This window comes from Acidovorax sp. GW821-FHT11A03, from assembly GCF_058809075.1.
The window spans coordinates 142,423-155,935 of the sequence record NZ_JBXASG010000006.1 but is presented as its reverse complement, the minus strand read 5'-3'; the positions used below and the strand labels follow the sequence as shown (position 1 = coordinate 155,935).

11 protein-coding genes are annotated in these 13,513 nt (G+C 68.3%); 5 read left to right on the top strand and 6 right to left on the bottom strand.

The window, feature by feature from the left end:
* Positions 1-36: 36 nt before the first annotated feature.
* From bamC to AC1RVY_RS16435, 5 genes are all read right to left on the bottom strand, one after another.
* Positions 37-1,131, bottom strand: coding sequence for an NlpB/DapX family lipoprotein (gene bamC, locus AC1RVY_RS16455; RefSeq protein WP_369642921.1), 1,095 nt, complete (start codon positions 1,129-1,131; stop codon positions 37-39).
* A 45-nt stretch (positions 1,132-1,176) separates the two neighbouring features.
* Positions 1,177-2,073 (bottom strand): 4-hydroxy-tetrahydrodipicolinate synthase, encoded by an 897-nt coding sequence (dapA, locus tag AC1RVY_RS16450; protein WP_218295451.1) that lies wholly within the window; start codon positions 2,071-2,073, stop codon positions 1,177-1,179.
* Between the two features lie 30 nt (positions 2,074-2,103).
* Positions 2,104-2,658 (bottom strand): class I SAM-dependent methyltransferase, encoded by a 555-nt coding sequence (locus tag AC1RVY_RS16445; protein WP_218340198.1) that lies wholly within the window; start codon positions 2,656-2,658, stop codon positions 2,104-2,106.
* Positions 2,659-2,738: 80 nt separating this feature from the next.
* Entirely contained in the window at positions 2,739-2,909 is a 171-nt protein-coding gene (locus tag AC1RVY_RS16440) for a hypothetical protein (protein WP_492244071.1), read from the bottom strand.
* Positions 2,910-2,936: 27 nt separating this feature from the next.
* On the bottom strand, positions 2,937-4,154 hold the full coding sequence (locus AC1RVY_RS16435) for an MFS transporter (RefSeq protein ID WP_218295449.1): 1,218 nt from the start codon (positions 4,152-4,154) through the stop codon (positions 2,937-2,939).
* Between the two features lie 240 nt (positions 4,155-4,394).
* On the opposite strand from AC1RVY_RS16435, the gene AC1RVY_RS16430 reads away from it, so the two are divergent.
* The 4 genes from AC1RVY_RS16430 to AC1RVY_RS16415 all read left to right on the top strand — a co-directional run bounded on the left by AC1RVY_RS16430 (position 4,395) and on the right by AC1RVY_RS16415 (position 10,831).
* Positions 4,395-6,380, top strand: a complete 1,986-nt coding sequence (locus AC1RVY_RS16430) for a DNA topoisomerase IV subunit B (protein ID WP_492807238.1) — start codon at positions 4,395-4,397, stop codon at positions 6,378-6,380.
* Between the two features lie 90 nt (positions 6,381-6,470).
* On the top strand, positions 6,471-7,256 hold the full coding sequence (locus AC1RVY_RS16425) for a lytic transglycosylase domain-containing protein (RefSeq protein WP_492253584.1): 786 nt from the start codon (positions 6,471-6,473) through the stop codon (positions 7,254-7,256).
* Positions 7,253-9,610, top strand: a complete 2,358-nt coding sequence (gene parC / locus AC1RVY_RS16420) for a DNA topoisomerase IV subunit A (RefSeq protein ID WP_218340201.1) — start codon at positions 7,253-7,255, stop codon at positions 9,608-9,610. The genes AC1RVY_RS16425 and parC overlap by 4 nt, the downstream gene beginning before the upstream one ends.
* 117 nt (positions 9,611-9,727) lie before the next feature.
* Positions 9,728-10,831: a DNA glycosylase AlkZ-like family protein gene (locus AC1RVY_RS16415; protein ID WP_218340202.1), complete on the top strand. Its 1,104-nt coding sequence runs from the start codon at positions 9,728-9,730 to the stop codon at positions 10,829-10,831.
* A 29-nt stretch (positions 10,832-10,860) separates the two neighbouring features.
* On the opposite strand, the gene AC1RVY_RS16410 is transcribed toward AC1RVY_RS16415, so the two are convergent.
* Positions 10,861-11,244 (bottom strand): hypothetical protein, encoded by a 384-nt coding sequence (locus AC1RVY_RS16410; RefSeq protein WP_369642914.1) that lies wholly within the window; start codon positions 11,242-11,244, stop codon positions 10,861-10,863.
* A 417-nt stretch (positions 11,245-11,661) separates the two neighbouring features.
* Here AC1RVY_RS16410 and AC1RVY_RS16405 point away from each other — a divergent pair, with 417 nt between their 5' ends.
* The gene (locus tag AC1RVY_RS16405; protein ID WP_492244066.1) at positions 11,662-13,440 is read left to right on the top strand and encodes a methyl-accepting chemotaxis protein; all 1,779 of its coding nucleotides are present in this window, start codon (positions 11,662-11,664) and stop codon (positions 13,438-13,440) included.
* The last annotated feature ends 73 nt before the right edge of the window (positions 13,441-13,513 follow it).

Sequence of the window (13,513 nt, the reverse complement as noted above, 5' to 3'; positions counted from 1 at the left end):
CGCACGCAGACGCGTGCCGCGCGGCGATGCGGCGGGTTACTTGAGGTCGTCCGCGATCACGCGCACGATGCGCTCGGCGTTGGCCGAGGACTCGGGGGCGCCTGCTTCGTTGAGTACCGACACGGTGGTGGATTCGCCCTGGCTGCGCACGACGATGCGGTACTTGAGCGGGGGCGTGGCCGACGAAGAGCCGCTGAACAGCTTGCCGAAGAACCCTGGTTCCTTCTTGTCGGCGTTGGGCGCCACATAGCGGACGAAGTAGGTGCCTTCATTGCGGTTGCGGTCTTCGACCGTGAAGCCGGTGCGGTCCAGCGCCAGGCCCACGCGGCGCCATGCGCGGTCAAAGCCTTCGTCCAGCTGGACCACGGGCTTGTTGTCCACGGTGGCCATGCGAGCGGATTGCGTGCGCAGGGCGGGGGCTGCCACCACGGCCTTGGACTGTTCCTGGCTCACGCCCAGCTTGACCATCAGGCGGCGCAGGAATTCGGTTTCAAGCTCCGGGTCCGACGGGCGGGGCTGCCAGACGGTGTTGTCCTTGGTCTGCGTGCCATACACCTCGATCATGCCCCGGTGGGTGATGTAGATCTCGGTGCCGCCATTGGCATTGCGCTCCAGGCGGGTGCGGAATTTGTCGCGCTCGCCGGTGGAATACAGCGAATCCAGGAGCTTGCCGATGGTGGAGCGGATGAAGTCCTGTGGCAGCTTGGCGCGGTTCTCGGCCCAGTCGGTTTCCATGATGCCGACGTTGGGCTCGGCCTGGGCCAGGTTGAAGCCGCTTTCCTGCCAGAAGTCGCGCACGGGCTCCCAGAGCTTGTCCGCCGGGCGGTTGACCACCAGCCAGCGCTGGTTGCCATCGCGCTCGATGCGCACGTCGCCCAGTTGCATGGCGGCGGCGTTGGCGGTGCCCGAGGGCTGCGCGGCCTGGCCGGCCTGCATGGCGGCCGCCGAGACGGGGCCGCCGGGTACGGCATAGCGCGAATCGCGCGACAGCTGCGTCAGGTCGGGCGGAACCTCCAGGGTCGAGCCCTTGGCGGCGCTCTTGTAGTCGATCTTGTCGCCCTCCAGGGCGGCGCAGGCGGACAGGGCCATGGCAAGGGCCAGCAGGCTCAGGCGGGTGGTAGCAGCTTTCACGCGGAAATCCTTGGAGAGTGTCTCGGGGAGCGGGCGCAGCCCGGATTAGATCAGGCCGCTGGTGCGCAGCGCGGATTCGACCACAGCCTCGTTGCTGCTGGCCAGCGGTGTCATGGGCAGGCGCATGGTGCCACCACACAGGCCCATGCGGGCCACGGCCCACTTGACCGGGATGGGGTTGGCTTCGACAAACAGGTTCTTGTGCACGGGCATCAGCTGGAACTGGATCTGCATCGCGCGCTGCACATTGCCTGCCAGCGCTGCCACGCACAGCTCGTGCATGAGGCGCGGCGCCACGTTGGCCGTCACGCTGATGTTGCCGTGGCCGCCGCACAGCATGAGCGCCACGGCGGTCGGGTCGTCGCCCGAATACACGGCGAAGCCCTTGGGCACATCGCGGATGAGCCACTGCGCACGCTCGATGTTGCCGGTGGCTTCCTTGATGCCGATGATGCCGGGCACCTGGGCCAGGCGCAGCACGGTGTCGTGCTGCATATCGGCCACCGAGCGGCCGGGCACGTTGTACAGCACGATGGGCAGGTCGCCCGTGGCTTCGGCGATCGCCTTGAAATGCTGGAACTGGCCCTCTTGCGTGGGCTTGTTGTAGTAGGGCACGACCTGCAGCTGGCTGTCGGCCCCGACGCCGCGCGCGAACTTGGCCAGTTCGATGGCTTCGGCGGTGGAGTTGGCGCCGCAGCCCGCCATGATGGGCACGCGCTTGGCGGATTGCTCGACGGCCACGCGGATGATTTCGCAGTGTTCTTCGACATTGACGGTGGGCGATTCGCCCGTGGTGCCCACCACACCGATGCAGTCGGTGCCTTCGGCGATGTGCCAGTCGATCAGTTTGCGCAGGGCCGGGTAGTCCACGCTACCGTCCTCGTGCATGGGGGTGACGAGGGCGACGATGCTGCCGGTAAGGGGGACGGAGGAAGAGGTCATGTCCGCAGTGGTAAACGGTAAAAGGGCATTCTAACTAGGCGGCATGGCCAAAAGATTCCGCGAGGGGCCGCCAGCGTGCGGGAGTTCCCGCACGGCCGTGATGCGTTGCACGAAACGGTCGGGGTTTTGCAGGAAGCCGTCCTCGTAGGCCACGGTGCGCAGCCCGGCGCAGGCGCTCAGCAATTCCCCGGGCGCCAGCAGGAATTCCGGCCGCGCAGGGCGGCCCACGGTGCCGTTGCCGTGCGCAAAGGTTTCGTAGATCAGCACGCCACCCGGTGCGACGCTCTCCACCAGGGTGGCCAGCAGGGGCCGCCACAGGTAGTTGGTGACGACCACGGCGCCAAACCGGCGGCCCGCCAGCGGCCATGGGCCGTTCTCGATGTCGGCCAGGACGAGTTCCCCCAGCCCCTCGCAGGCGGCCAGGGCCTCGGCAGAGCGGTCCACCCCCACCACGGGGTGGCCCAGGCCATGCAGCCAGCGCAGGTGGCGCCCGGCGCCGCAGGCCACGTCGAGCACCGTGCTGCCCGGCGCGATCAGGTGGGACCAGCGGCGGACCCAGTCGGAAGCGGCTTCGTTACCGTGCATTTGCTATTGAAAATATAGCTATCAGCGCTTATTCATCAAGCGCTGGCGGCCAAAAAGATTTGAAAGTGGATGGCGCGGGCTCAGAAACACGCCCACATCTGGTCGGCCAGCATCACCATGAAGTCCGGCACCGTGTACATGCCAAACACCGCCAGGCACAGCACCACGGCAACTGTCCAGGCCAGCCAGCGCCAGGCCCGTGGCATGCCGTGGCCGGGCGAGGTCGAGGGGGCGCTGCTGGCGGTGGACATGGGGATGTTCGGATGCAAGGGCCGTGTTCAGGCGGGCTGGGCGGCGCCGCGCGGGATGGGGCTTTCCCGGACCGGCAGGTTCACCAGCCCGGCAAACACCCCCAGCGCGATGGCGATGTACCAGACGATATCGTAGCTGCCCGTGGCGTCATACAGATAGCCGCCCAGCCACACGCCCAGGAAGCTGCCGATCTGGTGGCTGAAGAACACGAAGCCGCCCAGCATCGACAGGTGCTGCACGCCAAAGATCTGCGCGATGGTGGCGTTGGTGGGCGGGATGGTGGACAGCCACAGCGTGCCCATCACGGCCGAGAACACATACACCGACAGCGGCGACAGCGGCACGAGCAGGAACACGGTGATCACCGCCGCGCGGGCAAAGTAGATGAAGGCCAGGATGAACCGCTTGGGCATGCGCTGGCCGAGGGTGCCGGCCACGTAGGTGCCCAGCACGTTGAACAGGCCGATCAGCGCCAGCGCGTAGCTGGCCACCTGGGGCGACAGGCCGTGGTCCTTCAGGTAGCTGGGCATGTGCACCCCGATGAACACCACCTGGAAGCCGCACACGAAATAACCGGCCATCAGCAGGTTGAAGCTCGGGTAGCGGAACGCCTCGCCCAGCGCCTGCACGATGGTCTGCTCGCGCTTGGGCGGCGCGGCGCCCTTGAAGCCCGGCTCCCGCAGGCCAAAGGCCAGCGGCACGATGAGCAGTACGGCCATCGACAAGGCCAGCAGCGCCTGCTGCCAACCCAGTCCGGCGATCAGCCAGCCCTCCACGGGCACCATGAGGAACTGGCCGAACGAACCTGCGGCCGCCGCCACGCCCATGGCCCAGGACCTGCGCTCCGGCGCGATCTGGCGGCCCAGCACACCGTAGATCACGGCGTAGGTGGTGCCCGCCTGCGCGGCGCCGATCAGTACGCCGGCCGTCAACGCAAACAGGGTGGTCGTGGGCGACAGCGCCATGCCCGCCAAACCCAGGCCATAGAGCACCGCGCCGCCGATGAGCACGCGGAACGCCCCGAACCGGTCTGCCGCCATGCCCGCAAAGATGCCGATCAGGCCCCAGGACAGGTTCTGGATGGCGATGGCCAGCGCGAACGACTGGCGGGTCCAGCCCATCTCCTGCGTGATGGGCAGGAGCCAGAGCCCGAACCCATGGCGGATGCCCATGGACAGGGTCACGATGGCCGCGCCGCACGCGAGCACCTGGAACATGGACAGTTTGGGAGGATTCATATGCATGCGCAGGAATGTAGCGAGATTGGGCGAAACGCGCTGATACACCGGGGACCAATACAGTTGGCAGCGGGGTCGCCGCCAGGCCTGCTGCGCGGGACCGTCCTTTGTGTTGCAACCCGCCCCCAGCCACTCTGTCTGCCGCCGCCGCCCCCGGGCCTGGGGGGCCCGGAGCACGCTGCCAGTGTTGTCATGACTGTTTTTTCATCCAGCTATTGCGCTGCTGCCGCACTACAATCCGCCGCTATGTCTGCCAAACCGTCTTCCGTGTCCACCAGTAGTGACTATTCCGAAGGGTCGATCCGCGTGCTCAAGGGCCTGGAGCCCGTCAAGCAGCGCCCGGGCATGTACACCCGCACCGACAACCCCCTGCACATCATCCAGGAGGTGCTGGACAACGCCGCCGACGAGGCGCTGGCCGGCCATGGCAAGAAGATCAAGGTCACGCTGCACGCCGACGGCTCGGTGAGCATCGAGGACGACGGGCGCGGCATCCCCTTCGGCATGCACCCCGAGGAAAACGCGCCGGTGATCGAGCTGGTCTTCACCCGCCTGCACGCGGGCGGCAAGTTCGACAAGGGCAAGGGCGGTGCCTACAGCTTCTCGGGCGGCCTGCACGGCGTGGGCGTGAGCGTGACCAACGCGCTGGCCACCCGCCTGGAAGTGAGCAGCCACCGCGAAGGCAAGGTCGCCCGGCTGGTGTTTTCGGCCGGCGATGTGGTCGAGCCCCTGGTGACCCGCGCGCTGGAAGCGGGCGAGCGCAAGCAGGGCACGACCGTGCGCGCCTGGCCTGATGCCAAGTATTTCGAGTCGAGCGCGCTGCCCATGGGCGAGCTCACCCACCTCTTGCGCAGCAAGGCGGTGCTCATGCCCGGCGTGTCCGTGACCCTGGTCAACGAGAAGACGCGCGACACCCAGACCTGGCAGTACAAGGGTGGCCTGCGCGACTACCTGATGCAGACGCTCAGCGGCGACCCGGTGATCCCGCTCTTCGAGGGCGAAGGCTATGCCGACCGCAACAACGAGAGTTTTGCCGAGGGCGAGGGCGCCTCCTGGTGCGTGGCCTTCACCGAAGACGGCCAGCCCATGCGCGAGAGCTACGTCAACCTGATTCCCACCAGCGCTGGCGGCACGCACGAAAGTGGCCTGCGCGACGGCCTGTTCAACGCCGTCAAGAGCTTCATCGAACTGCACAGCCTGCTGCCCAAGGGCGTCAAGCTGCTGCCCGAAGACGTGTTCGCCCGTGCCAGCTACGTGCTCTCGGCCAAGGTGCTCGATCCTCAGTTCCAGGGCCAGATCAAGGAGCGGCTGAACTCGCGCGACGCGGTGCGCCTGGTCAGCGGCTTCGTGCGCCCGGCGCTGGAGCTCTGGCTCAACCAGCACGTGGACTACGGCAAGAAGCTGGCAGAACTCGCCATCAAGGCCGCGCAGACGCGCCAGAAGGCCGGCCAGAAGGTCGAAAAGCGCAAGGGCTCGGGCGTGGCCGTGCTGCCCGGCAAGCTCACCGACTGCGAAAGCCGCGACATCGCCCACAACGAAGTCTTCCTGGTCGAGGGCGACTCCGCCGGCGGCAGCGCCAAGATGGGCCGTGACAAGGAAAGCCAGGCCATCCTGCCGCTGCGCGGCAAGGTGCTCAACACCTGGGAGGTGGAGCGCGACCGCCTGTTCGCCAACAACGAGATCCACGACATCTCGGTGGCCATCGGCGTGGACCCGCACGGCCCGAACGACACGCCCGACCTCACGGGCCTGCGCTATGGCAAGGTCTGCATCCTGTCGGACGCCGATGTGGACGGCTCGCACATCCAGGTGCTGCTGCTCACGCTGTTCTTCCGCCACTTCCCCAAGCTCATCGAGACCGGCCACATCTACGTGGCGCGCCCCCCGCTGTTCCGCGTGGACGTGCCCGCGCGCGGCAAGAAGCCCGCCGCCAAGATGTATGCGCTGGACGACGGCGAGCTCACCGCCATCCTCGACAAGTGCGCCAAGGACGGCGTGGCCCGCGAGAAGTGCCAGATCAGCCGCTTCAAGGGCCTGGGCGAGATGAACGCCGAGCAGCTGTGGGAAACCACGCTCAATCCCGACACCCGCCGCCTGCTGCCGGTGCAACTGGGCGACATGGACTTCGCCGCCACCGAAGGCCTGATCACCAAGCTCATGGGCAAGGGCGAGGCGGCCTCGCGGCGCGAGCTGATGGAACTGCACGGCGATGCGGTCGAGATCGACATCTGACCGGACCCGCCACCCACGGTGTCTGTGATGAAGAATCCACACAAAAACAGGCTCTTGCGCTTGTATTTATTGGGCTTGCTGCTATGTTTTATGCAGCAATCGGCCCAGGCGGACCTGTGGGCGCACGTGGACGAGCGGGGCGTGACGCATTTCGCCGCCGAGCAGGTGGACACGCGCTACCAGCTGTTTTTTCGTGGCAATGATTTCGACTCGACCCGCGACGCCCCGGCCAACGCACCGCCCATGCCCTACGCGCTGCCTGCGGCCGGTGCGCGCTTGCTGGCCTTTTTTGACATCGCGCCCGACTACAAGCGCGTCAAGCACCACCTGCGCGCCGCCGCCAGCAAGCACGGCGTGGACTACGAATTGCTGCAGGCCGTGATCGCCACGGAATCCGGCTTCGACGCCACGGCCGTGTCGCCCAGGGGCGCCGTCGGGCTCATGCAGGTGATGCCCGCCACGGCCAGCCGTTTTGGCGTGAGCGCGGATGCCAGGCGCTCGGTGGAGCAGAAGCTGGCCGACCCGGCCGTGAACGTGCCCACCGGCACGCGCTACCTGCGCCACCTGCTGGACCTGTTCCCCGGCCGCATGGACCTGGCCGTGGCCGCCTACAACGCCGGTGAAGGCGCGGTGCAAAAGGCGGGCAACCAGATTCCGGCCTTCAAGGAAACGCAGAACTATGTGCGCACCGTGCTGGGCCTGTACGCCCAGCTCAAGCCGCCAGCGCCGGTGCTGGCGCAGCGCGCCGTGCCCGGCCGCGTGCGCATGGAGCTTTCGGGGGGCGCGCAGAACCGGGGCAACCTGCCGCCCACCCGCGTGGCGCAGACGCAAAGCGCCCCCCAGAACGTGAACCCAGAAACTGTACCCAACGAATGAGCGACCAACCCACTCTCGATTTCACCACCGCCGGCGATGACGGAGGCGACTCCCTGGGCCTGGCGGGCTATGCCCAGCGCGCCTATCTGGAATACGCGCTGTCGGTCGTCAAGGGCCGTGCGCTGCCCGACGTGTGCGACGGCCTCAAGCCCGTGCAGCGGCGCATTCTGTATTCGATGGACCGCATGGGCCTGGGCTACAGCGGCCCCACGCGCAACACGGCGGCCAAGCCGGTCAAGAGCGCCCGCGTGGTGGGCGACGTGCTGGGCCGCTTCCATCCGCACGGCGACCAGTCGGCCTACGACGCCCTGGTGCGCATGGCGCAGGACTTTGCCCAGCGCTATCCGCTGATCGACGGCCAGGGCAACTTCGGCAGCCGCGACGGCGATGGCGCCGCGGCCATGCGCTACACCGAGGCGCGCCTGTCGCGCATCACCAGCCTGCTGCTCGACGAGATCGACGAGGGCACGGTCGATTTCATGCCCAACTACGACGGCAGCACGGAGGAGCCGCGCCAGCTGCCCGCGCGGTTGCCGTTCGCGCTGCTCAACGGCGCCAGCGGCATCGCCGTGGGCCTGGCCACCGAGATCCCGAGCCACAACCTGCGCGAGATCGCCGATGCCTGCATTGCGCTCATCAAGACACCTTCGCTCAGCGCCGAAGACCTGCTGGCCCTGGTGCCCGGGCCCGACTACCCGGGTGGCGGGCAGATCATCAGCGCTGCGTCCGACATCGCCGACGCCTACCGCACCGGCCGCGGCAGCCTCAAGGTGCGTGCGCGCTGGAAGATCGAGGAACTCGCGCGCGGCCAGTGGCAGCTGGTGGTCAACGAGCTGCCCCCGGGCGTGAGCTCGCAGAAGGTGCTCGAGGAGATCGAGGAAATCACCAACCCCAAGGTCAAGGCCGGCAAGAAGGCGCTGAGCCAGGACCAGACCCAGCTCAAGGCCAGCATGCTGGCCGTGCTGGACGTGGTGCGCGACGAGTCGAGCAAGGACGCGCCGGTGCGCCTGGTGTTCGAGCCCAAGACCGGCAAGACGCCGCAGCAGGAGCTGGTCACCGCGCTCCTGGCCCACACCAGCCTGGAGACCTCGGCGCCGATCAACCTGACCATGGTGGGCCTGGACGGCCGGCCGGTGCAGAAGTCGCTGCGCCTGATGCTGGAGGAGTGGATCTCCTTCCGCCAGGGCACCATCACCCGCCGCTCGCAGCACCGCCTGGGCAAGGTGCTGGACCGCATCCACATCCTCGAGGGGCGGCAGACCGTGCTGCTCAACATCGACGAGGTGATCGCCATCATCCGTGCGGCCGAGGATCCCAAGGCCGCGCTGATCGCGCGCTTCAGCCTCAGCGATCGCCAGGCCGAGGACATCCTTGAAATCCGCCTGCGCCAGCTCGCGCGGCTCGAAGCCATCAAGATCGAGCAGGAGCTCAAGGAACTGCGCGAAAGCCAGGGCAAGCTCGAGGACATCCTGAACAACCCGGGTTCGCTGCGCCGCCTGATGGTCAAGGAGATCGAGGCCGACGCCAAGACCTTCGCCGACGCGCGCCGCACGCTGATCCAGGCCGAGAAGAAGGCCGTGGCCGAGGTCAAGGTGGTGGACGAGCCCGTGACCGTGGTGGTCTCGCAAAAAGGCTGGGTGCGCGCGCGCACCGGCCATGGCCACGAGGCGGCGAGCTTCGCCTTCAAGGCCGGCGACGGCCTGTACCGCACCTTCGAGTGCCGCACGGTGGATACCCTGCTGGCCTTCGGCAGCAATGGCCGGGTGTACTCGGTGCCGGTGTCGGTGCTGCCCGGCGCGCGCGGCGACGGCCAGCCCGTGACCACGCTGATCGAGCTCGAGTCGGGCACGCAGCTCCTGCACTACTTCGCCGGGCCGGCCAGTGCCAGCCTGCTGCTGTCCAACTCGGGCGGCTATGGCTTCCTGGCCTCGGTGGAGAACATGGTCTCGCGCCAGAAGGGCGGCAAGGCCTTCCTCACGCTGGGCGAGGGCGAGACCGTGTGCCCCCCTTCGCATGCGGCGGGCAGCACCGGCGGCCAGCCGCTCGCGCCGGCCACGCACGTGGCCTGCGCCTCGGCGGGCGGGCGCATCCTGACCTTCGAGATCACCGAGCTCAAGACCATGGCCAATGGCGGCCGTGGCCTGATGCTGATCGACCTGGAGGCCAAGGACACGCTGGCCGGTGCCGCGGCCTACACGCGCAGCATCCGCATCGAGGGCATCGGCCGGGGTGGCAAGGAGCGCGAGGAGACCCTGGAGATCCGCTCGCTCAACAACGCCCGGGCCGCGCGCGGGCGCAAGGGCAAGGCGGCCGACCTGGGCTTCAAGCCTGCGGCCGTGGCGCGCGTGGAGTAACAGCGTGTTCAATGCCTTCTGGGAGGTTGCATTGGAGTGCAATCGCCCGATTTCACTCCAACCCTTGGGTCAAGGTACTTGTGCGACTCCAAAAAGACGTTGAACACGCTCCAAGCGATGGCGCGCTCACCCACGCTGGATGAGCTGCGCCGCTACGCGATTGCACGCAGCCTGTTCAAGCCACTGACGCTGCCCGGCGCGATCCGCAAGCTTGGTTTTGTGCAGGCCGACCCGATGCGGGCGCCCGCGCGGGCGCAGGACCTGATCCTGCGCATGCGGGTGCGCGGCTACCGCGCCGGTGACCTGGAGCGCCGCTACGAACGGCTGGGCATCGAGGAAGACGCCTTCGTCAACTACGGCTTCGTGTCGCGCGACATGCTGGCGCTGCTGCACCCGCGCACGCCGCGCCGGCCCTGGGATGCGGCCACCACCGGGCGCGCGCGCGAGGTGCTGGCCTTCGTGCAGGAGCGGGGCGTGGTGCACCCGCGCGAGGTCAGCGAGGCGTTTGCGCACCATGGCCGCGTGGCGGGCTATTGGGGCGGAGAGCTCAACGCGAGCACCCGCCTGCTGGATGCCATGCACCACCACGGCTGGCTGCGGGTATGCCGCCGCGAATCGGGCACCCGGGTGTATGCGCCGGTGGAGCACCCCGGGCAGGATGCCAGCCCCGCCGCCCGCATGGCGCGTGCCGAAGCCCTGGTTGACCGCATCGTGGCCCTGTATGCGCCGCTGCCCGCGCCCAGCCTGGGCTACCTCGTCACTTTGCTGCGGTACGGCGCCCCACAACTGGCGGCCGAAGCGCGCGCGGTGGCCAAGGCCGCGCAGTCGCGCTACGGCCATGCGGTGGTCGACGGCACGGCGTGGTTCTGGCCCGCGCAGGAGAACCCGGCATCGCGCCGCCACCAGCCGGACGCGGGCGTGCGGCTGCTGGCACCGTTTGATCCCGTGGTCTGGGACCGCCGCCGCTTCGAGATGCTGTGGGGCTGGGCGTACCGGTTCGAGGCGTATGTGCCCGCCTCCAGGCGCACCATGGGCCACTATGCGTTGCCCGTGCTGTGGGGCGAACAGATGGTGGGCTGGGCCAACCTGCGCATGGAGCGCGGGCAACTGCGGCACGCGCTGGGTTTTGTGGCGGGCCGCCCGCCCCGCGGCGCGGTTTTTCGGCGCGCGCTGGACGAAGAGCTGGCGCGCTTCGAAACCTTCCTGGGCGCCGGGGCCTGACGGCCTGCTGCCGTGCCTGGATCAGCGCTTCAGCATTTGCCCGCGGCTTTGCTGAGCGCGTTGCAGGAGGCCGGGGCGGCTGCAGGTGCCGCCGCCTTGCCCGCCATCGGCGTGCAGATGGCATCCGAATTCGGCGTCTGTCCGAACGACATGGCTTTCTGGAACCCCGTGGCGGAGTACATGTAGCACTGGTAGGTGGCGCCGTCGGTGGTCTTGGCGGTGTAGTTGATGCGTCCGCCGGTTTCTTCGCTCTTGTGGGTGATGGTGAAGGCGCCCACCTGGCGGCCTATGGCCGCCGAGGTGCGCTGTTCCAGGCCCTCCTGGCTGATGGTGGCGGCGCATCCGGACAGGCCCAGTGCGATCAGGAAGGGGGCGCCGAGTTGCGCGCGGCGGAACGTGCGGGAGGTTGTCATGTGATGGTGGCCTTGGGAGATGGATTCGGGCCAGTTTGACGGCTGCGCCGCCGCGCGTGAACCCGACCACGGTAGGGTTGCCATGCCGGTCCGTGAAAGACCGGTGTTGATCCTGCCGCCGGCTTGGCGGCAAAGCGGCCCGTGCGTGCAGCCCAGTGCGTGGGCCTCGCCCATTGCCAGCTATCTCGCAGACTGCCCGATTCGCCGCCCTGGAAGGGCCGGGTGGCTGGGCCAGGTGGCACCCGGGCGCCCCTGTTGCCCTGAGCCCTTGCGCAGCGTGGTTCGGGGCTGCAATGCGGGGCCTTGCCGTGCAGCGCGGGCCCTGGGGATGACCCTCATGCATCAGGCCCGGGTTTGTGCAATGGTGTAACAGCGTGCAAATATCTGCGCGCCAACACAAGGCTGCAGGAGAACACCATGCCCAAGCGATTCCGGATGGCCCATAAACTCTGGATGGCGGTCTTGCTGATCGTGGTGCTGCTGGCGGCGGTGGTGGGGTTTTCCGGCTATCGCTCGGCCAAGGTGCAGGCCGAGGCGGACATGATGACCAAGGACATGGAGGCGCGTGTGCAGGCGGCGCTGCGCTGGTCCGGCCTCACCGAGACCAATGCGGCGCGCACGCAGGCGCTGATCGTGAGCAGCGACACCGCCGTCGAGGCCGAGTTCAAGGACCTGATCGCGGCGACTTCCGCGCAGATCAGCGAGGTGCAGAAATCGCTCGAATCCATGGCGCTGTCCGAAGCCGACAAGGCGCAGATGGCCAAGATCGCCGCCGCCCGCAAGACGATGACGGACCTGCGCGGCCAGGCCCGCAAGCTCAAGGGCGATGGCCAGCAGGACCAGGCGGTGGTGCTGGTCAAGCAGTCGTACAACCCGGCCGTGGCCGCCTACCTGCAGACACTGCGGGACTTCGTGCAGCAGCAGCAACAGACCGCCGAGGTCCGGCAGCGGGAGATGGCCGCGTCGCGCATGCTCACCGTGAAGATCGCTGCCGTGGCCGTGGGCCTGCTGCTGCTGGCCATCGTCGTGGGCGCCTACTACCTGATCGGCAGCATCCAGCGGCCGCTGGAGCAGGCCAGCGGGCTGGCCGAGCGCATCGCGGGTGGCGATCTGAGCATGCAGGAATCCGTGACCCGGGGCGATGAGTTCGGTGACCTGCTGCGCTCGCTTTACACCATGAGCAGCGCCCTGGGCCGGATGGTGCACCAGGTGCGCCAGAGCACCGACAGCATCGCCATCGCCAGCGCCGAGATCGCCACCGGCAACCATGACCTGTCGTCCCGCACGGAGCAGACCTCCAGCAACCTGCAGCAAACAGCCGCGGCCATGGAGCAGTTCACGAGCACCATCCAGCAAAGCGCGGGCAGCGCGCAGCAGGCCAGCAGCCTCGCGGCGGGCGCCACGGGCGTGGCGCGCCGTGGCGGCGAGGTCGTGACCCAGGTGGTGGTCACCATGCAGGACATCAACCACAGCAGCAAGAAGATCGCCGACATCATCGGCGTGATCGACGGCATCGCGTTCCAGACCAACATCCTGGCGCTCAACGCGGCGGTGGAGGCGGCGCGCGCGGGCGAGCAGGGGCGTGGCTTCGCCGTGGTGGCCAGCGAGGTGCGCAGCCTGGCGCAGCGCAGTGCCGAGGCCGCCAAGGAAATCAAGCAGCTCATCAGCGCATCGGTGGAAAAAGTGGAGGCGGGCTCGCGGCTGGTGACCGATGCCGGCACCACCATGACCGACATCGTGCAGTCGGTGCAGCGCGTGACGGACATGATTGGCGAGATCACCGCCGCCTCCTCGGAGCAGAGCGCCGGGGTCTCGCAGGTCAACCAGGCGATTGGCAACCTGGACCAGATGACCCAGCAGAACGCGGCGCTGGTGGAGGAGAGCGCCGCCGCCGCGCAGAGCCTGCGGGAGCAGGCGGACCAGCTGGCGCAGGTGGTGTCGATGTTCAAGGTGAATGCCGCCAGCCATGGACCGGCGCAGGCGGCCATTGGCGCCGCCCGTGCCGCGGCCGCCCAGCGGGCGCCCCTGCCCGCGGCTTCCGCTACGGCACCGCGGCCTCCCTCCGCAGCCCCGGCGGCCAAAGCGGCCCACCGGCCGGCGGCGGCCAAGGCGCAGGCGGCGCCTGCCGTGTCCGGGCCTTCCAGCCGCAAGCCGGCGGTGGCCCAAGGGTCTGAAGAGGAATGGGAGTCTTTCTGACCCCTGCTGCCTGTGTGCGGTGATTGGGCCGCCGCGGGGCATGCCGCGCGGCCGGGCCACTCGATCTGGCTGT

Bases quoted from the DNA above. Each gene is read 5' to 3' on its own strand.
- AC1RVY_RS16440 (WP_492244071.1), bottom strand. From the start codon at position 2,909: ATGTCCACCGCCAGCAGCGCCCCCTCGACCTCGCCCGGCCACGGCATG.
- AC1RVY_RS16415 (WP_218340202.1), top strand. From the start codon at position 9,728: ATGGCGCGCTCACCCACGCTGGATGAGCTGCGCCGCTACGCGATTGCA.
- AC1RVY_RS16405 (WP_492244066.1), top strand. From the start codon at position 11,662: ATGCCCAAGCGATTCCGGATGGCCCATAAACTCTGGATGGCGGTCTTG.
- parC (WP_218340201.1), top strand. From the start codon at position 7,253: ATGAGCGACCAACCCACTCTCGATTTCACCACCGCCGGCGATGACGGA.
- AC1RVY_RS16445 (WP_218340198.1), bottom strand. From the start codon at position 2,658: ATGCACGGTAACGAAGCCGCTTCCGACTGGGTCCGCCGCTGGTCCCAC.
- AC1RVY_RS16425 (WP_492253584.1), top strand. From the start codon at position 6,471: ATGCAGCAATCGGCCCAGGCGGACCTGTGGGCGCACGTGGACGAGCGG.
- AC1RVY_RS16410 (WP_369642914.1), bottom strand. From the start codon at position 11,244: ATGACAACCTCCCGCACGTTCCGCCGCGCGCAACTCGGCGCCCCCTTC.
- AC1RVY_RS16435 (WP_218295449.1), bottom strand. From the start codon at position 4,154: ATGCATATGAATCCTCCCAAACTGTCCATGTTCCAGGTGCTCGCGTGC.
- AC1RVY_RS16430 (WP_492807238.1), top strand. From the start codon at position 4,395: ATGTCTGCCAAACCGTCTTCCGTGTCCACCAGTAGTGACTATTCCGAA.
- dapA (WP_218295451.1), bottom strand. From the start codon at position 2,073: ATGACCTCTTCCTCCGTCCCCCTTACCGGCAGCATCGTCGCCCTCGTC.